The organism is Agromyces marinus (assembly GCF_021442325.1).
GTDB lineage: Bacteria > Actinomycetota > Actinomycetes > Actinomycetales > Microbacteriaceae > Agromyces > Agromyces marinus.
Window position 1 is genome coordinate 1,385,033 of record NZ_CP087879.1, and the last position, 22,321, is coordinate 1,407,353.

Annotated in this window: 19 protein-coding genes; all 19 read left to right on the forward strand. The window is 71.2% G+C overall.

Annotation, left to right across the window (positions count from 1 at the left end; translation table 11 throughout):
* The first annotated feature begins 5 nt into the window (after positions 1-5).
* The 19 genes from DSM26151_RS06530 (at position 6) to DSM26151_RS06620 (ending at position 22,273) form a co-directional block, all read left to right on the forward strand.
* The gene (locus DSM26151_RS06530; protein WP_234661593.1) at positions 6-1,613 is read left to right on the forward strand and encodes a Mur ligase family protein; all 1,608 of its coding nucleotides are present in this window, start codon (positions 6-8) and stop codon (positions 1,611-1,613) included.
* Complete coding sequence (locus DSM26151_RS06535) at positions 1,610-3,022, forward strand: UDP-N-acetylmuramoyl-tripeptide--D-alanyl-D-alanine ligase (RefSeq protein WP_234661825.1); 1,413 nt, start codon at positions 1,610-1,612, stop codon at positions 3,020-3,022. Before DSM26151_RS06530 ends, DSM26151_RS06535 begins: the two co-directional genes overlap by 4 nt.
* Positions 3,019-4,113, forward strand: coding sequence for a phospho-N-acetylmuramoyl-pentapeptide-transferase (gene mraY, locus DSM26151_RS06540; protein WP_234661594.1), 1,095 nt, complete (start codon positions 3,019-3,021; stop codon positions 4,111-4,113). Before DSM26151_RS06535 ends, mraY begins: the two co-directional genes overlap by 4 nt.
* Positions 4,098-5,654: a UDP-N-acetylmuramoyl-L-alanine--D-glutamate ligase gene (gene murD, locus DSM26151_RS06545; protein ID WP_234661595.1), complete on the forward strand. Its 1,557-nt coding sequence runs from the start codon at positions 4,098-4,100 to the stop codon at positions 5,652-5,654. The genes mraY and murD overlap by 16 nt, the downstream gene beginning before the upstream one ends.
* Positions 5,611-6,870 (forward strand): putative lipid II flippase FtsW, encoded by a 1,260-nt coding sequence (ftsW, locus tag DSM26151_RS06550; protein ID WP_234661596.1) that lies wholly within the window; start codon positions 5,611-5,613, stop codon positions 6,868-6,870. Before murD ends, ftsW begins: the two co-directional genes overlap by 44 nt.
* Complete coding sequence (murG, locus tag DSM26151_RS06555) at positions 6,867-7,967, forward strand: undecaprenyldiphospho-muramoylpentapeptide beta-N-acetylglucosaminyltransferase (protein WP_234661597.1); 1,101 nt, start codon at positions 6,867-6,869, stop codon at positions 7,965-7,967. Before ftsW ends, murG begins: the two co-directional genes overlap by 4 nt.
* Positions 7,968-8,010: 43 nt before the next feature.
* Positions 8,011-9,417 (forward strand): UDP-N-acetylmuramate--L-alanine ligase, encoded by a 1,407-nt coding sequence (gene murC / locus DSM26151_RS06560; protein WP_234661598.1) that lies wholly within the window; start codon positions 8,011-8,013, stop codon positions 9,415-9,417.
* A gap of 10 nt (positions 9,418-9,427) precedes the next feature.
* Positions 9,428-10,468 carry an FtsQ-type POTRA domain-containing protein gene (locus tag DSM26151_RS06565; protein ID WP_234661599.1) on the forward strand — a complete coding sequence of 347 codons (1,041 nt, stop codon included), beginning with the start codon at positions 9,428-9,430 and terminating at the stop codon, positions 10,466-10,468.
* A 157-nt stretch (positions 10,469-10,625) separates the two neighbouring features.
* Positions 10,626-11,843: a cell division protein FtsZ gene (gene ftsZ / locus DSM26151_RS06570; protein ID WP_234661600.1), complete on the forward strand. Its 1,218-nt coding sequence runs from the start codon at positions 10,626-10,628 to the stop codon at positions 11,841-11,843.
* The gene (locus DSM26151_RS06575) at positions 11,840-12,514 is read left to right on the forward strand and encodes a YggS family pyridoxal phosphate-dependent enzyme (RefSeq protein WP_234661601.1); all 675 of its coding nucleotides are present in this window, start codon (positions 11,840-11,842) and stop codon (positions 12,512-12,514) included. Before ftsZ ends, DSM26151_RS06575 begins: the two co-directional genes overlap by 4 nt.
* Before the next feature lie 32 nt (positions 12,515-12,546).
* The gene (locus DSM26151_RS06580; protein WP_234661602.1) at positions 12,547-13,020 is read left to right on the forward strand and encodes a cell division protein SepF; all 474 of its coding nucleotides are present in this window, start codon (positions 12,547-12,549) and stop codon (positions 13,018-13,020) included.
* A 10-nt stretch (positions 13,021-13,030) separates the two neighbouring features.
* Positions 13,031-13,348, forward strand: coding sequence for a YggT family protein (locus DSM26151_RS06585; RefSeq protein WP_234661603.1), 318 nt, complete (start codon positions 13,031-13,033; stop codon positions 13,346-13,348).
* A 119-nt stretch (positions 13,349-13,467) separates the two neighbouring features.
* Positions 13,468-14,154, forward strand: coding sequence for a DivIVA domain-containing protein (locus tag DSM26151_RS06590; protein WP_234661604.1), 687 nt, complete (start codon positions 13,468-13,470; stop codon positions 14,152-14,154).
* Positions 14,144-14,746, forward strand: a complete 603-nt coding sequence (lspA, locus tag DSM26151_RS06595) for a signal peptidase II (protein WP_234661605.1) — start codon at positions 14,144-14,146, stop codon at positions 14,744-14,746. The genes DSM26151_RS06590 and lspA overlap by 11 nt, the downstream gene beginning before the upstream one ends.
* A 1-nt stretch (position 14,747) precedes the next feature.
* Entirely contained in the window at positions 14,748-15,668 is a 921-nt protein-coding gene (locus DSM26151_RS06600) for an RluA family pseudouridine synthase (RefSeq protein WP_234661606.1), read from the forward strand.
* Between the two features lie 160 nt (positions 15,669-15,828).
* Complete coding sequence (gene dnaE / locus DSM26151_RS06605; RefSeq protein WP_234661826.1) at positions 15,829-19,299, forward strand: DNA polymerase III subunit alpha; 3,471 nt, start codon at positions 15,829-15,831, stop codon at positions 19,297-19,299.
* Between the two features lie 48 nt (positions 19,300-19,347).
* Positions 19,348-20,661, forward strand: a complete 1,314-nt coding sequence (hisD, locus tag DSM26151_RS06610) for a histidinol dehydrogenase (protein WP_234661607.1) — start codon at positions 19,348-19,350, stop codon at positions 20,659-20,661.
* 25 nt (positions 20,662-20,686) lie between these two features.
* The gene (gene nrdR, locus DSM26151_RS06615) at positions 20,687-21,160 is read left to right on the forward strand and encodes a transcriptional regulator NrdR (RefSeq protein ID WP_234661608.1); all 474 of its coding nucleotides are present in this window, start codon (positions 20,687-20,689) and stop codon (positions 21,158-21,160) included.
* A gap of 57 nt (positions 21,161-21,217) precedes the next feature.
* Complete coding sequence (locus DSM26151_RS06620; protein WP_234661609.1) at positions 21,218-22,273, forward strand: quinone-dependent dihydroorotate dehydrogenase; 1,056 nt, start codon at positions 21,218-21,220, stop codon at positions 22,271-22,273.
* Positions 22,274-22,321: the final 48 nt, after the last annotated feature.

Here is a 22,321-nt window from a genome sequence, read left to right on the forward strand (position 1 = left end):
GGTTCGTGACCGGATCGCCTCCGACGGCACTCCGGCCGCAGCACCCGAGTCCTCGTTCGCTCCGCGGCCTCGCGGAGGCGTTCGGATTCGAGGTGCGCGGCCGGATCGACGAACTCGACGTCACGGGCGTCGCCATCTCGACGGGCGCGGTGCACGGCGGCGACCTGTACGTCGGAGTGCCCGGGCGCAACGCCCACGGCGCCGACTACGCCGCGAAGGCCGCCGCGAACGGTGCGATCGCCCTGCTCACGGATGTCGCCGGCGCCGAGCGCGCCGCGGACGCGGGCCTGCCGATCCTCGTGACGCCCGACGCACGCGCAGCACTCGGCGAGGTCGCCGCGTGGATCCACCGCACCGCCGAGAACCCGGCCGCGCTGTTCGGGGTCACGGGCACCAACGGCAAGACGAGCGTCGTCTACCTGCTCTACGCGATCCTGCGACAGCTCGGCGTGACCGCCGGGCTGACCTCCACCGCCGAACGCCGCATCGGCGACGAGGCCGTCACGAGCTCGCTCACGACGCCGGAGGCGAGCGAGCTGCACGCGCTGCTCGCCCGCATGCGCGAGGTCGACGTGCGTGCGGTGGGGATCGAGGTCTCGGCGCAGGCGCTCAGCCGGCACCGCGTCGACGGCATCGTGTTCGACGTCGTCGGCTTCACGAACCTCTCGCACGACCACCTCGACGACTACGCCTCGATGAGCGAGTACTTCCACGCCAAGCGGGAGCTGTTCACGCCCGAGCGCGCCAGGCGCGGCGTGGTGACGATCGAGTCCGAGTGGGGCGCCCGGCTCGTCGCCGAGTCGCGCATCCCGGTGACCACGCTCGCGATCGGCGAGGATGCCCCGGACGCCCCGGACGCCCCGGGCGCCCCGGACGCCCCGGGCGCCCCGGGCGCCCCGGGCGCCGACGCCGACTGGCGCCTCGACGTGCTGGAGGAGGCTCCGACGCACACGGCGTTCCGCCTCACGGGCCCGGGCGGGCGCGAGCTCGCGACCCGGATCCCGCTCATCGGACGCTACAACGCCGCGAACGCGGCGCTCGCGATCGTGATGCTCGTCGAGGCCGGCAACGACCTCGACCTCATCGCGGCGGCCGTCGCCGACCACGGCATCGACGCGTACATCCCCGGGCGCACCGAGCGGGTCTCGGGCACGCGCGGTCCGGTCGTCTACATCGACTACGGCCACACGCCCGATGCGTTCGCGCACGCGCTCGACGCCATCCGCCGCACGACCGACGGCCGCGTGGTCATGGTGTTCGGCGCCGACGGCGACCGCGACACGACCAAGCGCGCCCAGATGGGCGCCATCGCCGCTCGCGGAGCCGACGTGGTCGTCATCACCGACTTCCATCCGCGATGGGAGGACCCGGCCGCGATCCGCGCCGCGCTCGTCGAGGGTGCCCGTGCGGCCGTCCCGGACCGCGAGATCCACGAGATCGCCGACCAGCGGGCCGCGTTCCGCGCCGCACTCGCGCTCGTCGGCGAGGGCGATGCCATCCTGTACGCGGGGCCGGGACACGAGGACTACCAGGAGGTCGCGGGCGTGAAGCATCCGTACTCGGCCCGGGACGACGCCCGGCTGGCACTTCAGGAAGCGGGGTGGCTCGAATGATCGCGCTGACCATCGCCGAGATCGCCGAGGCGACCTCGGGACGATTCGAGGCGGGCGACTCGGGCGACACGGCCGAGACGGTCGTCGACGGCGCCGCGACGACCGACACGCGCGAGGTCGAACCGGGCGGCGTCTTCGTCGCCAAGCGCGGCGAGTTCGACGACGGCCACCGGTTCGCGCCGGCGGCCGCCGAACGCGGAGCGGCACTGCTCATCGTCGAACGCCGGCTCGACCTCCCGGTCGCGCAGGTCGTCGTCGAGGACTCGGTCGACGCGCTGGGCGCGCTCGCCACCGAGGTCGTGCGTCGCGTGCGCGCCCTCGGGAGCCTGCGCATCGTCGGCGTGACCGGCTCCAACGGCAAGACCACGACGAAGAACCTGCTGCGGACTGTCCTCGATCAGGTCGGCCCGACGGTCGCCTCGCGCAAGAGCTACAACAACGAGGTCGGCGCACCGACGACCATGCTCGAACTGACCGCCGAGACCCGCTACCTCGTGGCCGAGATGGGCGCGTCGGGCGTCGGCGAGATCTCGCGACTGATCCGGATGGCGCGCCCCGACGTCGGCATCGTGCTCAAGGTGGGCCTCGCGCACGCGGGCGAGTTCGGCGGCATCGAGCGCACGGTGCAGGCGAAGTCCGAGATGGTCACCGACCTGCTGCCGACGGATGTCGCGGTGCTGAACGTCGACGACCCGCTCGTCGCGCCCATGGCCGGGCGCACGGACGCACGTGTCGTCGGGTTCGGCCTGGGTGAGCGTGCCGACGTGCGCGCGAGCGACATCGTCGTGCATGCGCGCGGCACCGAGTTCACGGTCGCCGTCCCCGGCGGTGAGTCGGCGCGCGTGCGGTTCTCGGTGCTCGGCGAGCACCACGTCATGAACGCGCTGGCCGCGACATCCGCCGCCCTCGAACTCGGCGTGCCGCTCCCGGTGATCGTCGCCGGCCTCGAGCAGGTCACGCTGGCCGAGCAGTGGCGCATGCAGGTGCTCGGCGGCCGCGACGGCATCACCGTGATCAACGACGCGTACAACGCCAGCCCGGACTCGATGGCCGCGGCGCTCAAGACGCTCGCGCAGGTCCGCACGCCGGGCTCGCGCACCATCGCGGTGCTCGGCGAGATGAGCGAGCTCGGCGACCTGTCCGGCGAGGAGCACGACCGCATCGGCCTGCTGGCCGTGCGGCTCGGCATCTCGCAGCTCGTCATCGTCGGCGACGGTGCTCGACGCATGCACATCAGCGCGATCAACGAGGGTTCCTGGGACGGCGAGTCGACCCACGTCGCCACCGACGACGAGGCCTTCGAGCTCGTGACCGCACTGGCACGACCGGGGGACACGGTGCTCGTGAAATCCTCGAACGCGGCGGGCCTCCGCCACGTCGGCGACCGACTGGGAGAATGGTTCGCGTGAGAGCACTACTGACCGCCGGGGCCCTGTCGCTCTCGTTCACCCTGTTCCTGACGCCGCTGTTCATCAGGCTGTTCACCCGGCTCGGGTGGGGCCAGTTCATCCGCGACGACGGTCCGAAGACGCACCACGTCAAGCGGGGGACGCCCACCATGGGCGGCATCATCTTCATCCTCGGCACGCTGTTCGGCTACTTCACCGCGACGCTGCTCATCGGCGACGGTCCGACCGCTTCGGGCCTGCTCGTGCTGTTCATGATGGTGGGCCTCGGCCTCGTCGGGTTCGTCGACGACTTCCTGAAGACCCGCAAGCGCCAGAGCCTCGGACTCGGCGGGTGGGCGAAGATCGCCGGGCAGACGGTCGTCGCCGCCGCGTTCGCGCTCCTGGCCCTGCAGTTCCCGAACCGCGAGGGCGTCACTCCCGCGACGACGAAGATCTCCTTCATCCGCGACCTGCCGCTGGACTTCATGGTCTTCGGCACGGTGTTCGGCATCATCGCGTACCTCGTCTGGATCGTGCTCATCACGGCCGCGGCCTCGAACGGCGTCAACGTCACCGACGGCCTCGACGGCCTCGCCTCCGGGGCGTCGATCCTCGCGATCGGCTCGTTCATCATCATCGGCTTCTGGCAGTTCAACCAGTCGCGGTTCAGCGAGAACCTCAATCCGAGCGACCTGTATCGCAGCTACGACGTGCGCGACCCGCTCGACCTCGCGATCGTCGCGACGGCGATCGTCGGGGCGGTCGTCGGCTTCCTGTGGTGGAACACCAACCCCGCGCACATCTACATGGGCGACACCGGCTCGCTCGCGCTCGGCGGCGCGCTGGCCGCCCTCGCGGTCGTCAGCCAGACCGAGCTGCTCCTGCTGCTCATCGGCGGCCTGTTCGTGATCGAGGCCGGCTCGGTCATCGTGCAGCGCGTGTACTTCAAGCTCACCGGCGGCAAACGCATCTTCCTGATGAGTCCGATCCACCACCACTTCGAGCTCAAGGGCTGGGCCGAGGTGACGATCGTGGTGCGGTTCTGGATCATCGCCGGCCTGTTCGTCGCCGCCGGCGTCGGCGCGTTCTACTTCGAATGGCTGCAGAGTTGACGGATGCCGCGGCCGGCGCCGCACGTCTCGAAGCGCTGACCAGCTGGCACGCCGAGGGGTGGCGCGGGCTCAGGGTCGCCGTGCTCGGGCTCGGCGTCACGGGCTTCGCGGTCGCCGACACGCTCGCCGAGCTCGGAGCGGACGTGAGCGTCTACGCGAACGCGCGCGACGACGAACGCGCACGGATCCTCGACGTGATCGGCGTGCGGTTCGTCGTCGACCCGCTCGCCGACGTGCCTGCGGAGCTCGCGGCATCCGCCCCCGAGCTCATCGTGGTCTCGCCCGGATTCCGGCCCGACCATCCGGTGCTGCGCTGGGCCGCCGACGCGGGGGTGCCCGTGTGGGGCGACATCGAACTGGCATGGCGCGTGCGCGACAAGGTGCGCGCCTCGGAGTGGATGCTCGTCACCGGCACGAACGGCAAGACGACCACGGTGCAGCTGGCCGCGACGCTCGTCGCCGCGAACGGGGTGAGGGTCGCGCCGTGCGGCAACATCGGGGTGCCCGTGCTCGACGCGGTCCGCGACCCGATCGGGTACGACGTGCTCGTGGTCGAGCTCTCGAGCTTCCAGCTGCACCACCTGCCGATCGCCGGGCCGGGAGCGATCCACCCGGTCGCGAGCGTGTGCCTGAACCTCGCCGACGACCACCTGGACTGGCACGGCTCGCCCGAGGCGTACCGCGGCGCCAAGGCCAAGGTGTACGCGAACACGAAGCTCGCGTGCGTGTACAACCGCGCCGACGACGCCACGCGGGCCATGGTCGAGGACGCCGACGTCGAGGAGGGCGCGCGCGCCATCGGCTTCGGCCTCGACAGCCCCGGGCCGAGCGACTTCGGCGTGGTCGACGGCATCCTGTGCGACCGGGCGTTCCTCGAGGACCGCCGCACGGCCGCGCTCGAACTCACCACGCTCGAGGAACTCGAACCGAACGGGCTCGCGGTCCCGCACATCGTCGCGAACATCCTCGCCGCGTCGGCGCTCGCGCGTTCCATCGACGTGCCCGTGGGCGCCATCCACGACGCGCTCGCGACGTTCCGGCTCGACGCGCACCGCATCGAGTCGGTCGCGGTCGCGGGCGGCATCCGCTGGATCGACGACTCGAAGGCGACCAACCCGCACGCGGCCGAGGCGTCGCTCGCGGCGTTCAGTCCCGTGGTCTGGGTCGTCGGCGGGCTCCTGAAGGGCGTCGACGCCGATGAACTCGTGCGCAGGCACGTGCCGCGGCTGCGCGCGGCGGTGGTCATCGGACGGGACCGGACGGCGCTGGTCGCGGCGTTCGGCCGACACGCGCCCGAACTGCCCCTCTTCGAAGTCGAAGCGGATGACACTGAGAGCGTGATGCCCGACGCGGTCGCCCTCGCGGCCTCGGTCGCGCAGGACGGCGACACCGTGCTCCTCGCGCCCGCGGCGGCATCCATGGACCAGTTCGCGGATTACGCCGATCGCGGCCGGCGCTTCCAGGACGCCGTCCGCGCCAGGCTCGGAGGGGAGGGGCATGGCAGGCCGGCCACGGACCCCTCGACCGGCGAAGCCGACTGAGCCCAGCGGGCTCGCGGCCCGCATCCGGCTCGGCGCGTTCCGCTCCGAGTCGAAGGACTGGTTCCTGCTGCTCGGCACGGTGCTCTTCCTCGTCGTGCTCGGGCTCGTCATGGTGCTCTCCTCGTCGCAGGTCGAGTCGGCGCTCGCGAACGACGGCGACTTCACCTCGCGCGCGGCCCAGCAGGCGACCTACGCCCTCCTCGGCGTGCCCGCGATGCTCATCGCGGGGCGCATGCCGGAGAAGTTCTGGATGCGGATCGCGTGGACGGCGCTCGGCATCTCGTGCATCCTCCAGGTGCTCGTCGTCGCGACCCCGCTCGGCGTCGAGGTGGGCGGGAACACCAACTGGCTGCGGCTCGCACCGGGCGTGCAGTTCCAGCCGTCCGAGCTCATCAAGGTCGCCCTGGTCCTCTGGCTCGGACTCATCGTGACGAAGAAGCAGGACCACCTCGGCGACTTCGGCAAGGGCATCATGCCGATCCTGATCGTCGGCGGGGGATCGATCGGGCTCGTGCTGCTCGGCGGCGACCTCGGCACCGTCATGGTCATGGCGGCGATGCTGATCGGCACGCTCTTCCTGATAGGCGTGCCGCTGCGGCTGCTCGCCGTCCCCGTGATCTTCGGCTCGGTCGCGTTCGCGCTCGTCGCGGTCTCGAGCGAGAGCCGCATGCGTCGCATCACCGCGTTCCTCGAGGAGGACTGCGCGAAGTACAACCTCGGCGACTGCTGGCAGATCCAGCACGGCACCTTCGCACTGGCCAACGGCGGGTTCTTCGGCGTGGGCCTCGGCAATTCCGCGGCGAAGTGGTCGTGGCTGCCCGCGGCCGACAACGACTTCATCTTCGCGATCATCGGCGAGGAACTCGGACTCATCGGCGCGGTCGTGGTCATCGGGCTGTTCGTGGTGCTCGCGATCGCGCTCGCGCGCATCATGCGCCACGCGGCGACGCCGTTCGGGCGCACGGTCTCGGCGGCGGTGCTCGTCTGGGTCGTCGGCCAGGCATGTGTCAATATCGGTGTCGTGCTCGGCATCTTCCCCGTCCTCGGCGTTCCGCTGCCGCTCGTGTCGGCCGGCGGGACGGCGCTGCTCACGACCCTGTTCGCGATCGGGGTGGTGCTCTCCGTCGCGCGCGACCCCGGCGCCCCGGCCCCTGCGGTCGCCGTCGCGGCGCGACGCGGCGGTGCGCGCGGATCGAAGGCGGCGCGCGCGCGATGACGACCTACCTGCTGGCCGGCGGCGGAACCGCCGGTCACGTGAACCCGTTGCTCGCCGTCGCCGACCGGCTCCGCGAACGCGACGCGTCGGCCGAGGTACTCGTGCTCGGGACCGCCGAGGGACTCGAGGCTCGGCTGGTGCCCGCGCGCGGGTACGAGCTGCTCACGATCGAGAAGGTGCCCTTCCCGCGTCGGCCGAACGGCGCGGCGCTGCGCTTCCCGTCGCGGTTCCGGCGTTCGATCGCCGACGTGCGCGAGATGATCGCCGGGCGCGGGGTCGACGTCGTGGTGGGCTTCGGCGGGTACGTGTCGACGCCCGCGTACCTCGCCGCACGCAGGGCCGGCATCCCCGTCGCGATCCACGAGGCGAACGCCCGCCCGGGCCTGGCCAACCGTCTCGGTGCGCGCTTCGCGGCGCGCGTCGGGGTCGCCTTCGCGGGCACGCCGCTGCGGCACGCCGAGGTCGTCGGGATGCCGCTGCGGCGCGAGATCGAGACGCTGGACCGCCCCGGCCGACGCTCCGAGGCGGCCGACCTGTTCGGCCTCGATGCGGGCCGGCCGGTGCTGCTCGCCACGGGAGGATCCCTCGGTGCACGTCGCATCAACCGCACGGTGGTCGACAGCGCCGAGGCGATCACTGGTGCCGGATGGCAGGTGCTGCACGTCACGGGCGCGAAGTCCGAGGTCTCCGACCCCGGCGTCGCCGACTACCGCATGATCGAGTACGCCGACCGCATGGACCTCGCGCTCGCGATCGCCGACGCCGCGGTGTCGCGGGCGGGCGCTGCGACCGTGAGCGAGCTCTCCGCGCTCGGCATCCCCGCCGTGTACGTTCCGTACCCCGTCGGGAACGGCGAGCAGCGGTTCAACGCCGCGGGCGTGGTCGCTGCCGGCGGCGGCATCCTCGTCGAGGACGCCGCGTTCCTGCCCGAGTGGGTCGGTCGCGAGGTCGTCTCGCTCATCGCGGACCGCGACCGGCTCGAGCGGATGTCGCGTGCCGCGGCATCCGTCGGCGCGCTCGACGGCACCGACCGCATGGTGGCCCTCGTCGACGGCGCCCTGCGCGGCGGCGGCGCCCCGGGCGCCGCGGGCGCGTAACGTTGACCACACAGACCCGACCCGCAGGAAGCACCGCGATATCGTGACGATCAAGCCCGACCTCTCCACCGTGATCCCCGCCGACCTCGGCGCCGTGCACTTCGTCGGGATCGGCGGTTCCGGCATGAGCGGCATCGCGCGGCTCGCGCTCGACGCCGGGCACCGCGTGACGGGTTCCGACGTGCGCGATTCGGCCAACGTCGAGGCGCTGCGCGCGCTCGGCGCGACCGTCTCGATCGGCCACGCGGCCGAGAACCTGCCCGACGACGTCGACACCGTGGTCGTGACGGGCGCGCTCTGGCTGGACAACCCGGAGTACCGGCTCGCGCTCTCGCGCGGCATCCCGGTGCTGCACCGCTCGCAGGCGCTCGCGTCGGTCATCGCCGGCCGGCGCCTGGTCTCGGTCGCCGGAGCGCACGGCAAGACGACGTCGACGGGCATGATCATCACGGGCCTGCTGGGCCTCGGCGAGGATCCGAGCTTCGTCAACGGCGGCGTCATCGAGGAGCTCGGGGTCAGTTCGGCGGCGGGCGAGGGGGAGCTGTTCGTCGTCGAGGCCGACGAGTCGGACGGTTCGTTCCTGCTGTACGACACGTCGGTCGCGCTGATCACGAACGTCGACCCCGACCACCTCGACCACTACGGATCGTTCGAGGCGTTCGAGCAGGCGTTCGTCGACTTCGCCGACCGGTCGGACGAGCTCGTCGTGATCTCGGCCGACGATCCGGGCGCCGTGCGCGTGCGGGACCGGCTCTCGCACGCCCGGGTGCTGACGTTCGGCGAGGCGGCCGGCGCCGCGGTGCGCGTGCACTCGATCGTGACCGAGGGGCCGGTCTCGTTCGCGCTCGACTACGAGGGGTCGACGTACTCGGCGACCCTGCGGGTCCCGGGACGGCACAACGCGATCAACGCGGCCGGCGCGTTCGCCGTGCTCGTGGGGCTCGGGTTCGACCCGGCGGCGTCGCTCGCGGGCATCGCGCGATTCGCGGGGACCGGGCGCAGGTTCGAGCTGCATGGCGTCGTCGACGGCGTGAGCGTGTACGACGACTACGCGCACCACCCGACCGAGGTCGCGGCCGCGCTCTCGGCGGCGCGCACGGTCGTGGGCGACGGGCGCATCATCGCCGTGCACCAGCCGCACCTCTACAGCCGCACGCGACTGTTCGCGAAGGAGTTCGCCGACGTGCTCGAGGAGCATGCGGACCTCACGGTCGTCCTCGACGTCTACGGCGCCCGCGAGGATCCCGAGCCCGGCGTGACCGGGGCCCTGGTGAGCGAGCGGTTCGCCGACGGCGAGCGGGTCGCGTTCATCGCCGACTGGCAGGATGCGGCCGATCACACGGCGCGCATCTCCCGTCCGGGAGATTTCGTGATCACGCTGGGGTGCGGTGACGTCTACCGCATCGTGCCGCAGATCCTGGGGTCGCTCGAGCGCGAGCGAAACGACTGATCGGGGCGCGGTGAAGCGTCCCGAGGGATTCGATCGCACGAGGCCCGCCCGGGCGGCGGCGCCGGGCACGGCGGGGTCCGCGTCGGCCTCGACGCCCGTGGCGGGGCGGCGCCCGGGTTCGAGCCCGGGCCGGGGTGCGAGCGCGAGCCGGGGCACGAGCCCGACTGCGGCGAGGTCGGCTCCGGCGTCGGGTCCGGCGTCGCCGGAGTCGTCGCGTTCCCAGGCGACCGAGCCCATCGTCCTGCCCGAGGGGGCTCCCGAGCCCGCGAGCGGACGCCGCGGCGAGACGTTCGCGGCGCGGCGGCGGCTCGCGATGGCGGAGCGCGAGCGCCGCAGGTACGAGCGACGCGAGGTTCGCAGGTTCACGAAGCGTTCGCGCCTGCGCCGTGCGACGTGGATCACGGTGCTCGCGACCGCGGCCGGGATCGCGGTCGCCGCGGTCGCGGTGGCGTACTCGCCGCTGATGGCGCTGCGCGAGGTGCGGGTCGAGGGCACCGCGCGGATCGACGCGGCGGCGGTGACGGCGGCGTTCGACGAGCGGATCGGCACGCCCCTGCCGCTCATCGCGCCCGACGAGGTCCAGGGGGCGCTGTCGGAGTTCCCGCTCATCGAGACGTACTCGACCGAGACGATCCCGCCGGGGACGCTGGTGGTCCGGATCGTGGAGCGCACGCCGGTCGGCGTACTCGACACGTCGGGCGGCCTGGTCTCGGTCGATGCTGCCGGCGTGGTCGTCGAGCGACTGGAGGAGCGTCCTTCCGGTCTGCCGTTCATCGAGGTCGACGGCGGGCTCGGTGCGCCGCCGTTCCAGGCGGCGGGCCGGGTGCTGCGCGGGCTGCCGGCCGAGGTCCGCGCCGGCATCGACGTGGTGCGTGCGAGCTCGGCCGACGACCTCCGGTTCGAGTTGGCGACGGGCGCCGAGGTCGTGTGGGGCGGCGCGGACGAGCTCTCGCTCAAGGTCGCGGTCCTCGAGCGCCTGCTCGCGACGGCGCCGCCCGACGAGGTGGATCGCTACGTCGTCTCGGCGCCGCTGTACCCGGTCGTCGAGTGATCGAGGCGGCTTTCGTCGGTCGGATCGCGACACGCCGCGGGCGGCGAGCGGAGCGACCGCCCGCGCCGCCTACGTTCAATTCAGGAATTGCATACTCGGCAAAACTTTAACCTTCGAGTAGAGGTTCAGGGTTCAGAGTTCGCAGAGAGGGCCGGACATGTCGACAAACCAGAACTACCTCGCCGTGATCAAGGTCGTCGGCATCGGCGGTGGCGGCGTGAACGCCGTCAACCGCATGATCGAGCTCGGCCTTCGCGGCGTCGAGTTCATCGCGATCAACACCGACGCCCAGGCATTGCTGATGTCGGATGCCGACGTCAAACTCGACGTCGGCCGTGATCTCACGCGCGGGCTCGGGGCGGGCGCCGACCCCGAGGTCGGCCGACGGGCCGCGGAGGACCACGCCGAGGAGATCGAGGAGGCCCTCGCGGGCGCCGACATGGTCTTCGTCACCGCGGGCGAGGGCGGAGGAACCGGAACCGGCGGCGCCCCCGTCGTCGCCAGGATCGCGAAGTCGATCGGCGCGCTCACGATCGGTGTCGTCACCAAGCCCTTCAGTTTCGAGGGCCGCCGTCGCCAGACGCAGGCCGAACAGGGCGTGGCGCGCCTGAAGGAAGAGGTCGACACCCTCATCGTCGTGCCCAACGACCGGCTGCTCGAGATCAGCGATCGCGGCATCTCCATGCTCGAGGCCTTCGCGACCGCCGACCAGGTCCTCCTGGCCGGCGTCCAGGGCATCACCGACCTCATCACGACGCCCGGGCTGATCAACCTCGACTTCGCCGACGTGAAGTCCGTCATGCAGGGCGCCGGGTCCGCGCTCATGGGCATCGGATCCTCGAGGGGAGCCGACCGGGCGATCAAGGCCGCCGAACTCGCCGTCGCGAGTCCGCTTCTCGAAGCCTCGATCGACGGCGCGCACGGCGTGCTGCTGTCGATCCAGGGCGGATCCAACCTCGGCATCTTCGAGATCAACGACGCGGCCCGACTCGTGCAGGAGGCCGTCCACGCCGAGGCGAACATCATCTTCGGGGCCGTCATCGACGACACCCTCGGCGACGAGGTCCGCGTGACCGTGATCGCCGCCGGATTCGACGGCGGCGAGCCCTCGGCCAGGCCGGTCGAGGTGCGACAGCCGAGTGCGGTTCCCGCCGCTGTGGGCGTCGGCGCAGGCGTCGGCGGGCACGCCGGGGCGGGCATCGGGGGTTCGAGCGCGGGTGAGGACTCGGTCGACGGCGTCGCCGAGATCGACATCGAAGAGCTCGTCGAGAGCGCGAACTGGGGCGAGGCGAGCGCGACGGCCGACCGGATCGGATCGGACCCCGCATTCGGCGACGACCAGGACGACCTCGACATCCCCGACTTCCTCAAGTGACGCAGGGCCTGTCCGACCGCCTCGAGTCGGTCCGGTCGGCGGTGGCGGATGCCGCGGCCGAGGCCGGGCGCGACCCGGGCGGGATCACGACGATCGTCGTGACCAAGTTCCAGCCCGAGTCGCTCGTGCGCGACCTCGCCGCGCTCGGCGTGCGAGACGTGGGGGAGAACCGACACCAGGAGGCGCAGGCCAAGGCGCGCGCGCTCGAAGACCTCGACCTCCGGTGGCATTTCGTGGGGCAGTTGCAGAGCAAGAAGGCCCGGCAGGCGCGCGAGTACGCCTCGGTCATCCACTCGATCGACCGGCTCTCGCTCGTCGACGCCCTCCGCTCCGACGACCGGGTCGTCGACGGGTTCATCCAGGTGAACCTCACCGACGACCCGGGCCGCGGCGGCGTCGCCCCCGGCGAGCTGGACGCGTTCGCCGAGCGCGTACTCGCCACCGCCGGCATCCGCCTGCTCGGGCTCATGGCCGTCGCGCCGCTCGACGAACCGGCTCGCGCGGCGTTCGCTCGCGTGCGCGCGATGTCGGACCGCCTGCGATCGATCGCCCCCGAGGCATCCGCTCTGTCCATGGGGATGTCTCACGATTTCCGGGACGCGATTCTGGAGGGTGCGACACACCTTCGGATCGGGACGGCAATCACCGGGAACCGGCCGGTCGCCGGTTAGCCTCGAACCACGCAACACTGACGGAGGCCGCGATGTCGAACCCGCTCAAGAAGACGATGGTCTACCTGGGACTCGCCGACGAGGAGCTCGAGCCCGAGACGACGACCGCGTCCACGCCGACGCCGGTCGTGCAGCCCGCGCCCGCGCCGGCCCCCAAGAGCGGCGGCTCCGTGACCCCCCTCCGAAAGCACCATGTGCAACCGACACCCCCGCAGGCGGAGATGAACGAGATCCTCACGGTGCACCCGCGCCAGTACAAGGACGCCCAGATGATCGCCGAGTCGTTCCGCGAGGGGGTGCCCGTCATCATCAACCTCTCCCAGATGTCGGACGCCGATGCGCGTCGTCTCATCGACTTCGCGAGCGGACTCTCGCAGGGCCTCCACGGCAAGATCGAACGCGTGACGAGCAAGGTCTTCCTGCTCTCGCCCGCGCACGTCGTGGTCTCCGGCGAGGCGGGCGAGAACGAGGGCGACGTGGACGCCTCGTTCTTCTCGCACGCGTAGACTCGCGGACGTGAGCGCACTCGTCGTCGTCTGGAACCTCGTCTACACGCTCCTCCTCATCTACTTCTTCGTGATGTGGGCGCGGTTCGTGCTCGACCTGGTCCGGACCTTCAACCGCTCGTGGCGCCCCCGCGGCGTCGTGCTCGTCCTCGTCGAGGCCGTGTACACGGTGACCGATCCGCTGGTGCGGTTCTTCCGTCGCCTCATCCCCCCGATCCGGCTCGGTCAGGTCGCACTCGACCTCGGCTGGAGTGTCGCGATGCTCGTGGTCATCATCGCGATGACCGTCGTCTCGTGGCTCGCTGCGGGGGCCGCGGTCGCCGCCTGACGTGTTCGCCAGGCGCGGACGCGCCGCATGACACGCGCACTGCGTCCGTCGAGGTGGTCTTTGCTACCGTTAGCAGAACGTGATCGAACCGTTCGACAGAATCAGAGGGATGGAAAGCCATGGCGCTAACTCCGGAAGATGTGGTCAACAAGCGCTTCCAGGCGACGAAGTTCCGGGAGGGCTACGACCAGGACGAGGTCGACGACTTCCTCGATGAGGTGGTCGTCGAACTGCGCCGGCTGAATCAGGAGAACGACGAGCTCCGGCAGCGGCTGATGGCCGCCGAAGCGCGCGCCGCCGAAGGCGCCGCAGCTCCCGTCGCCGCGGCGGCCCCGGCACCCGCGGCCCCCGCCTACGCCGAGCCCGCGGTCGGTGCGCCCACGGTGGCCGTGCCGACGCAGCCCGCCGCGCCGCAGTCCGAGCTCGACGAGCAGGCCAGCACGACCAACCTGCTGCAGCTGGCCCGCCGACTCCACGAGGAGCACGTGCGCGAGGGCGTCGAGAAGCGCGACGCGCTCATCGCCGAGGGCCACGCGACCGCCGCGCGCATCGTCGCCGAGGCCGAGGCCAAGCAGCGCGCACAGATGGGCGTCCTCGACCAGGAGCGCGTCGCACTCGAGAAGCGGGTCGACGAGCTGCGCGTGTTCGAGCGCGACTACCGCGCCAAGCTCAAGAGCTACATCGAGGGTCAGCTCCGAGACCTCGACACGGCGCAGCCGGTCCAGGTCGGAGCCGGTGCCGGGTTCCCGGCCCAGGGCGTGAGCGGCGAGCAGCCCACCCCGACCTTCCAGGGCTTTGGAGGCTGAGCGCCCGGCCAGGACGGGCGTCATCACGCTGCTGATCCTGGTCGGCGTCGCGGGCGCGATCTACGGCATCGACCAGCTCAGCAAGCAGTACGTCGTCAGCACGCTCGCCGAGGGGGAGATCGTTCCCGTCCTCGACGGCGTGCTGCAATGGCAGTTCGTGCGCAACCCCGGCGCCGCGTTCTCGATCGCGAGCGGCATGACCTGGGTGTTCACGATCCTCGCCGCAGCGGTCATCACGGTCATCATCTGGTTCGCCCGGCGCATCCGTTCGATCGCCTGGGCGCTCGTGTTCGGGCTCCTCCTCGGCGGGGTGCTGGGCAACCTCACCGACCGTCTCCTCCGGGAGCCGGGCTTCGGGATCGGCCATGTGATCGACTTCATCTCGACGCCGTGGATGCTCCCGGCGATCTACAACGTCGCCGACATCGCGATCGTCTCGAGCATGATCCTGTTCATGATCCTGACGATCCGCGGGATCGGCCTGGACGGATCCCGCCCCGAGAAGTCGCCCGCCGCGACCGCCGGTGCCGACCCGGCCGGCGAGCCCGACGCCCGTGGCGGCACCGCCGCGGAACTCGCTCGCGAGTCCTGACGTGGAGCACCGTTCGCTGCCCGTCCCGGACGGGCTCGACGGCGTCCGCGTCGACGCCGGCCTCGCGAAGCTCCTCGGCTTCTCGCGCACGCAGGCGGCCGACATCGCGTCGTCCGGCGGCGCGAGCCTCGACGGTCGCCCGGTCGACAAGTCTGACCGGCTCCGCGCGGGCGGCTGGCTCGAGGTGACCTGGGCGCCGCCGCGCACCCTCGAGGTGGAGCCCATCCCCGTGCCCGACCTCGGAATCGTCCACGACGACGACGAGATCGTCGTGGTCGACAAGCCCGCGGGCGTCGCAGCCCACCCGTCGCTCGGCTGGGAGGGCCCGACCGTGGTCGGCGCGCTCGCGGCATCCGGCTACCGCATCTCGACCTCCGGCGCCGCCGAACGGCAGGGCGTCGTGCACCGCCTCGACGCGGGCACGAGCGGGCTCATGGTCGTTGCGAAGTCCGAGTACGCGTACACGATGCTCAAGCGGGCGTTCCACGACCGCGAGGTCGAGAAGATCTACCACGCGGTGGTCCAGGGGCACCCCGACCCGTTCGCGGGTACGATCGACGCGCCCGTCGGCCGGCATCCGCGCTCGGAGTGGCGGTTCGCCGTGACGGTCGACGGCAAGCACGCGGTCACGCACTACGAGACGATCGAGGCGTTCCCCTACGCGTCGCTGCTCGAGATCCACCTCGAGACCGGGCGCACGCACCAGATCCGCGTGCACATGTCCGCCCAGCGGCATCCGTGCGCCGGCGACGCGATGTACGGCGCCGATCCGACCCTGTCGGCCCGACTCGGGCTCACCCGCCAGTGGCTGCACGCCAAGCAGCTCTCGTTCGTGCACCCGGGCACGGGGGAGTGGTCGACCTACGCGTCGGAGTACCCGGCCGACCTGCAGCACGCGCTCGACGTGCTCTCGGGCGACTGAGCCCCGGTCGCGCGCGTCGACCGCCGCGAGCCCGCGCCCGATCGTCGGCGGCTCGCCCTACACTGTGAACACCCCCGAACACGCCTCGCAGCACCACCCGAAGAGGAGCCCTGTGGCCGCGGATTCCTTCGTCCACCTGCACGTGCATTCCGAGTACTCGATGCTCGACGGAGCCGCCCGCGTCGGGGAGCTGATGAAGGCCGCGGCGGCCGAGGGCATGCCGGCGGTCGCGATGACCGACCACGGCAACGTGTTCGGTGCGTTCGACTTCTGGAAGCAGGCGACGGATGCCGGGGTCAAGCCCATCATCGGCACCGAGGCGTACCTGACCCCGGGCACCCACCGGAGCGACAAGACCCGGGTCCGGTGGGGCAACGGCGGTGGAGACGACGTGTCGGGCGCCGGCGCCTACACGCACATGACGCTGCTCTCCGAGACCAACGAGGGCATGCACAACCTATTCCGGCTCTCGAGCCGCGCGTCGATCGAGGGCTACTACTTCAAGCCGCGCATGGACCGCGAGCTCCTCCAGACCTATTCCAAGGGGCTCATCGCGACCACCGGGTGCCCGTCGGGCGAGGTGCAGACGAGGCTCCGCCTCGGGCAGTACGACGAGGCCGTCGCGGCCGCCGCCGAGTTCCGCGACATCTTCGGGCGTGAGAACTTCTTCGCCGAGATCATGGACCACGGCCTGGGCATCGAGAAGCGGATCATGGACGACCTGCTGCGGCTCGCCAGGCAGCTCGACCTCCCGCTCGTGGCCACCAACGACCTGCACTACACCCACGCCCACGACGCCAAGAGCCACGCGGCGCTCCTGTGCGTGCAGTCGGGATCGACGCTCGACGACCCGAACCGCTTCAAGTTCGACGCCGACGAGTTCTACCTGAAGTCGGCCGCCGAGATGCGACACCTCTTCCGCGACCACCCGGAGGCGTGCGACAACACGCTGCTCATCGCGGAGCGATGCGACGTGCAGTTCAACACGAACGCGAACTACATGCCGCGCTTCCCCGTGCCCGAGGGTGAGGACGAGCAGAGCTGGTTCGTCAAGGAGGTCGAGCGCGGGCTGCACGAGCGCTACCCGGGCGGGATCCCCGACGAGGTCCGGAAGCAGGCCGACTACGAGGTCGGGGTCATCAGCCAGATGGGCTTCCCGGGCTACTTCCTCGTGGTCGCCGACTTCATCAACTGGTCCAAGCGCAACGGCATCCGAGTGGGCCCGGGCCGCGGCTCGGGTGCCGGATCGATGGCGGCGTACGCCATGAAGATCACCGACCTCGACCCGCTCCAGCACGGCCTCATCTTCGAGCGTTTCCTGAACCCCGACCGCGTCTCGATGCCCGACTTCGACGTCGACTTCGACGAGCGTCGTCGCGGCGAGGTCATCAGGTACGTGACCGAGAAGTACGGCGACGAGCGCGTGGCGCAGATCGTCACGTACGGCACGATCAAGGCCAAGCAGGCACTGAAGGACTCCAGTCGCGTGCTCGGGTTCCCCTTCGGCATGGGCGAGAAGCTGACGAAGGCGATGCCGCCCGCGGTGATGGGCAAGGACATCCCGCTCTCGGGCATCCTCGACCGGGACCACGCCCGCTACAAGGAGGCGGGCGACATCCGCGCCCTCATCGAGACCGACCCCGAGGCGAAGACCGTCTTCGAGACCGCGCTGGGCCTGGAGAACCTCAAGCGCCAGTGGGGGGTGCACGCCGCAGGCGTGATCATGTCGAGCGAGCCGCTCATCGACATCATCCCGATCATGAAGCGCGAACAGGACGGCCAGATCGTCACCCAGTTCGACTATCCGGCGTGCGAGTCGCTCGGCCTGATCAAGATGGACTTCCTGGGGCTGCGCAACCTCACGATCATCGACGACGCGCTCGACAACATCGAGGCCAACCGCGGGTTCCGACCCGTGCTCGAAGACCTGGCGCTCGACGACCCCGCGGCCTACGAACTGCTCTCGCGCGGCGACACGCTCGGGGTGTTCCAGCTCGACGGCGGCCCGATGCGCTCGCTCCTGCGGCAGATGAAGCCCGACAACTTCGAGGACATCTCGGCCGTCATCGCGCTGTACCGCCCGGGGCCGATGGGTGCGAACTCGCACACCAACTACGCGCTCCGCAAGAACGGGCTGCAGGAGATCACGCCGATCCACCCGGAGTTCGAGGAGCCGCTGAAGGACATCCTCGACACCAGCTACGGCCTGATCATCTACCAGGAGCAGGTCATGGCGATCGCCCAGCGCGTCGCCGGCTTCTCGCTCGGCCAGGCCGACATCCTCCGACGGGCGATGGGCAAGAAGAAGAAGTCCGAGCTCGACAAGCAGTACGAGGGCTTCTCCGGCGGCATGAAGGCCAACGGCTTCTCGGATGCCGCGATCCAGAAGCTCTGGGAGATCCTGCTGCCGTTCTCCGACTACGCGTTCAACAAGGCCCACTCGGCCGCCTACGGCGTGCTCAGCTACTGGACCGCGTACCTCAAGGCGCACTACCCGGCGGAGTACATGGCCGCACTGCTCACGAGCGTGGGCGATGCACGCGACAAGCTCGCGCTGTACCTCAACGAGTGCCGTCGGATGGGCATCCAGGTGCTTCCCCCCGACGTCAACGAATCGATCGGGTACTTCGCCGCCGTCGGCGACGACATCCGCTTCGGCCTCGGTGCGGTGCGCAACGTCGGCTTCAACGTCGTCGACGCGATCCGCGCCGCACGCGAGGCGAAGGGGCGCTTCGAGAGCTTCCACGACTTCCTGAAGAAGGTGCCGACGCAGGTCGCGAACAAGCGGACGGTCGAGTCGCTCGTGAAGGCGGGCGCGTTCGACTCGCTCGGGCACACGCGCCGCGCGCTCGTCGAGATCCACGAGGGCGCGGTCGAAGCGGCCGTCAAGGAGAAGCGAGCTGAAGAGAACGGCGATGTCGGGTTCGATTTCGACAGCCTGTTCGAGGATCACGAGAAGGATGCCGCGCCGTCGCCCGTGCCCGACCGGCCCGAGTGGGCCAAGCGCGACAAGCTCGCCTTCGAGCGCGAGATGCTGGGGCTCTACGTCTCCGACCATCCGCTCGCCGGTCTCGAGGCGACGCTCGCCAAGCACGCGTCGACCTCGATCACCGACCTGATGAGCTCGGATGCGACGCAGGACGGCGACGTCGCGACGATCGCAGGGCTCGTCACGAGCGTCCAGCATCGGGTGGCGCGCCAGTCGGGCAACCAGTACGGCATGATCCAGGTCGAGGACTTCTCGGGCGAGATCACCGTCATGTTCATGGGCAAGGCCTACCAGGAGTTCGCCCCGGCCCTGCAGGGCGACTCGATCGTCGTCGTGCGCGGTCGGGTCAGCCTGCGCGACGATGGCATGAACCTGCACGCGTACAGCGTGTTCGAGCCCGAGGTCGGCCAGGGCGATGAGAGCGGGCCGGTCATGATCTCGCTTCCCGACGTGCGCGCGACGACCGAGACCATCCAGGCGCTCGGCGACGTGCTCATCCGCCACCGCGGCGGCACCGAGGTGCGTCTGAAGCTCACCAAGGGTCGCACCGCCCGGGTCTTCGAACTGCCATACCCCGTGGCCGTGAGCGCCGACTTCTACGGCGAACTCAAGAGCCTGCTCGGGCCGAACTGCCTCGCATGACGCCGCGCCAGGCGGCCGGGGTGCGCGGATCGCTAGGCTGAGCAGGCCATGCTTCGCACGATCGATCTCCGCGGCTCCCGTCCGACCCCGACCGAACTGCTCGCGCTCGTCCCGCGCGCGGCGACCGACGTCGGCGCAGCGCTCGAGCCCGCGCGCGCCCTGATCGACGACGTCCTCGCGCGAGGCGAGGAGGCGCTGCTCGACCAGGCCGAGCGCTTCGACGGGGTGCGCCCCGCAGCGGTGCGCGTCTCGGCGGGCGAGCTCCGTGCCGCTCGCGACGGACTCGATCCCGAGGTCCGGCGGGCGGTCGAGGCCACGATCGACCGGGTTCGTGCCGCGAGCGCCGCCCAGGTCCCGCCGCCCGAGCGCACGGTGCTCGGTCCGGGCGCCGTCGTCGAGCAGCGCTGGCAGCCGGTCGGCCGTGTCGGCCTGTACGTCCCCGGCGGCAAGGCGGTGTACCCCTCGAGCGTCGTGATGAACGTGGTCCCGGCACAGGTCGCCGGCGTCTCCTCGATCGCGCTCGCGTCGCCTGCCCAGGCCGCGCACGGCGGCCGGATCCACCCCACGATCGCGGGCGTCGCCGCGCTCCTCGGCGTCGACGAGGTGTACGCGATGGGCGGCGCGGGCGCGATCGGCGCCTTCGCGCACGGCGTGCCCGGAATCGGGCTCGACCCCGTGCAGCGGGTGACCGGTCCCGGCAACGTCTTCGTGGCCGCAGCCAAGCGGGTCGTGCAGGGCATCACGGGCATCGACGCGGAGGCCGGTCCGACCGACATCCTCGTCATCGCCGACGACACGGCCGATCCGGACTTCGTCGCGGCCGACCTCGTCAGCCAGGCCGAGCACGACGAGCTCGCGGCGGCCGTCCTCGTGACCGACTCCGCCGATCTGGCGCAGCGCGTGCTCGAGCGCGTCGCCGCGCGGGCGGAGGCGACGCGTCACGCCGAGCGCGTCCGGCAGGCGCTCCGTGGCGAGCAGTCCGCGGTCGTCCTCGTCGACGACCTCGAGCAGGCGGCCGCGTTCGCGGACGCGTTCGGCGCCGAGCACCTCGAGATCCAGGTGGCCGACCCGGATGACGTGCTCGCCCGCATCCACAACGCCGGCGCGATCTTCATCGGCCCGTACTCGCCCGTGAGCCTCGGCGACTACGCGGCAGGGTCCAACCACGTGCTGCCCACGGGCGGCCAGTCGCGCCACGCGGCCGGCCTCTCGGCGGCGACGTTCCTGCGTCCGCAGCAGGTCGTGCGCTACGACGAGTCGGCATTGCGCGCCGTCGCCCCGACGATCGCGACCCTGTCGGCCGAGGAAGACCTCCCGGCGCACGGCGAGGCCGTCGCCGTCCGCTTCCACGAGCACCCCTGAGGGCCCGCGCTACGCTGAGGACACCATGTACTGCCCCTTCTGCCGCCACCCAGACTCCCGTGTCATCGATTCCCGGACGAGCGACGACGGGCTCTCGATCCGGCGCCGGCGCCAGTGCCCCGAGTGCGGGCGTCGGTTCTCGACGACCGAGACCGCGAGCCTCGCGGTGATCAAGCGTTCGGGCGTGATCGAGCCGTTCAGTCGCGAGAAGGTCGTGCTCGGCGTGAAGAAGGCGTGCCAGGGGCGCCCCGTCACCGATTCCGACCTCGCGGTGCTCGCGCAGAAGGTGGAGGAGACGATCCGCTCCACCGGGGCGTCGCAGATCGACGCGAACGACATCGGCCTGGCGATCCTGCCGCCGCTTCGGGAACTCGACGAGGTCGCCTACCTGCGGTTCGCGAGCGTGTACCAGGCGTTCGAGTCGCTCGACGACTTCGAGTCGGCCATCGAGGTGCTCCGCGAGGAGCACGGCCGGATCCCCGCACGCCCGGTCGAGTGAGCCGCCGGGCGATCGCGGTCGGGGCCGCGGCGCCCGCTCCGGTACCCTGATCCAGGCATGTATGGACTCCTCTTCTCCCTCGTCTTCACGCGCATGGATCCCGAGCGTGCGCACCACCTCGCGTTCCGGGTGATCCGCAGCCTTCCGACGCTCGGCATCGGCCGGCTCGTCGAGCGCTCGACCGCACCGTCGGACGAGCTCGCGGTGGAGGCGCTCGGCCTGCGGTTCCCGTCGCCGTTCGGCGTCGCGGCCGGCTTCGACAAGGACGCGCTCGGCGTCGTCGGCCTCGGCCAGCTCGGGTTCGGCCACGTCGAGGTCGGCACGATCACGGCCCTGCCGCAGCCAGGGAACGATCGCCCGCGGCTGTTCCGCCTCGTGGGCGACCGTGCGCTCGTCAACCGCATGGGGTTCAACAACGGCGGGGCGGATGCCGCGGCCGGACGTCTCTCGCGGCTTTCACGCCGCACGCGCCGTCCGGTGCTCGGAGTGAACATCGGCAAGAGCCGGGTGACGCCGGTCGAGCGCGCCACCGAAGACTACGTGCGCAGCGCCCGGGTGCTCGCGCCGTACGCGGACTACCTCGTGGTCAACGTGAGCTCGCCGAACACGCCGGGCCTGCGCGGCCTGCAGGAGCTGGATGCGCTCGCACCGCTGCTCGAGGCCGTGCGGGCGGCCGCGGGGGCGACCCCGCTGCTCGTGAAGATCGCCCCGGACCTCGCCGACGACGAGGTCGTGCGCATCTGCGACCTCGTGGTGCGGCTGGGGCTCGACGGCATCATCGCGACGAACACGACGATCTCGCGCGAGGGCCTGACCGCCTCCGCGAGCGAGGTCGAGGCGATCGGCGCGGGCGGGTTGTCCGGCGCGCCGCTCGCGGCACGCTCGCTCGAGGTCCTGGAGCTCATCCGGGCGCACGTCCCGGCGGAGCTGTGCGTCGTCTCGGTCGGCGGCGTCGAGACCGCCGAGCAGGTCCAGGAGCGGCTCGATGCCGGTGCCACGCTCGTGCAGGGGTATTCGGCGTTCATCTACCGCGGTCCGATGTGGGCGCGGCAGGTCAACCGGGGCCTGGAGCGCATCCGGCGCGAGCGTCGCCCGGCGGCACCCGCCGCCTGACCGGCATCCTCCGCAGTCCGTGCCGAGCGGGCGGCGCTACGCTCGAAT

Bases quoted from the DNA above. Each gene is read 5' to 3' on its own strand.
- dnaE (WP_234661826.1), top strand. From the start codon at position 15,829: ATGCTCGACGGAGCCGCCCGCGTCGGGGAGCTGATGAAGGCCGCGGCG.
- DSM26151_RS06620 (WP_234661609.1), top strand. From the start codon at position 21,218: ATGTATGGACTCCTCTTCTCCCTCGTCTTCACGCGCATGGATCCCGAG.
- hisD (WP_234661607.1), top strand. From the start codon at position 19,348: ATGCTTCGCACGATCGATCTCCGCGGCTCCCGTCCGACCCCGACCGAA.
- DSM26151_RS06580 (WP_234661602.1), top strand. From the start codon at position 12,547: ATGTCGAACCCGCTCAAGAAGACGATGGTCTACCTGGGACTCGCCGAC.
- DSM26151_RS06590 (WP_234661604.1), top strand. From the start codon at position 13,468: ATGGCGCTAACTCCGGAAGATGTGGTCAACAAGCGCTTCCAGGCGACG.
- nrdR (WP_234661608.1), top strand. From the start codon at position 20,687: ATGTACTGCCCCTTCTGCCGCCACCCAGACTCCCGTGTCATCGATTCC.
- murG (WP_234661597.1), top strand. From the start codon at position 6,867: ATGACGACCTACCTGCTGGCCGGCGGCGGAACCGCCGGTCACGTGAAC.
- ftsZ (WP_234661600.1), top strand. From the start codon at position 10,626: ATGTCGACAAACCAGAACTACCTCGCCGTGATCAAGGTCGTCGGCATC.
- murD (WP_234661595.1), top strand. From the start codon at position 4,098: ATGGCTGCAGAGTTGACGGATGCCGCGGCCGGCGCCGCACGTCTCGAA.
- DSM26151_RS06535 (WP_234661825.1), top strand. From the start codon at position 1,610: ATGATCGCGCTGACCATCGCCGAGATCGCCGAGGCGACCTCGGGACGA.
- ftsW (WP_234661596.1), top strand. From the start codon at position 5,611: ATGGCAGGCCGGCCACGGACCCCTCGACCGGCGAAGCCGACTGAGCCC.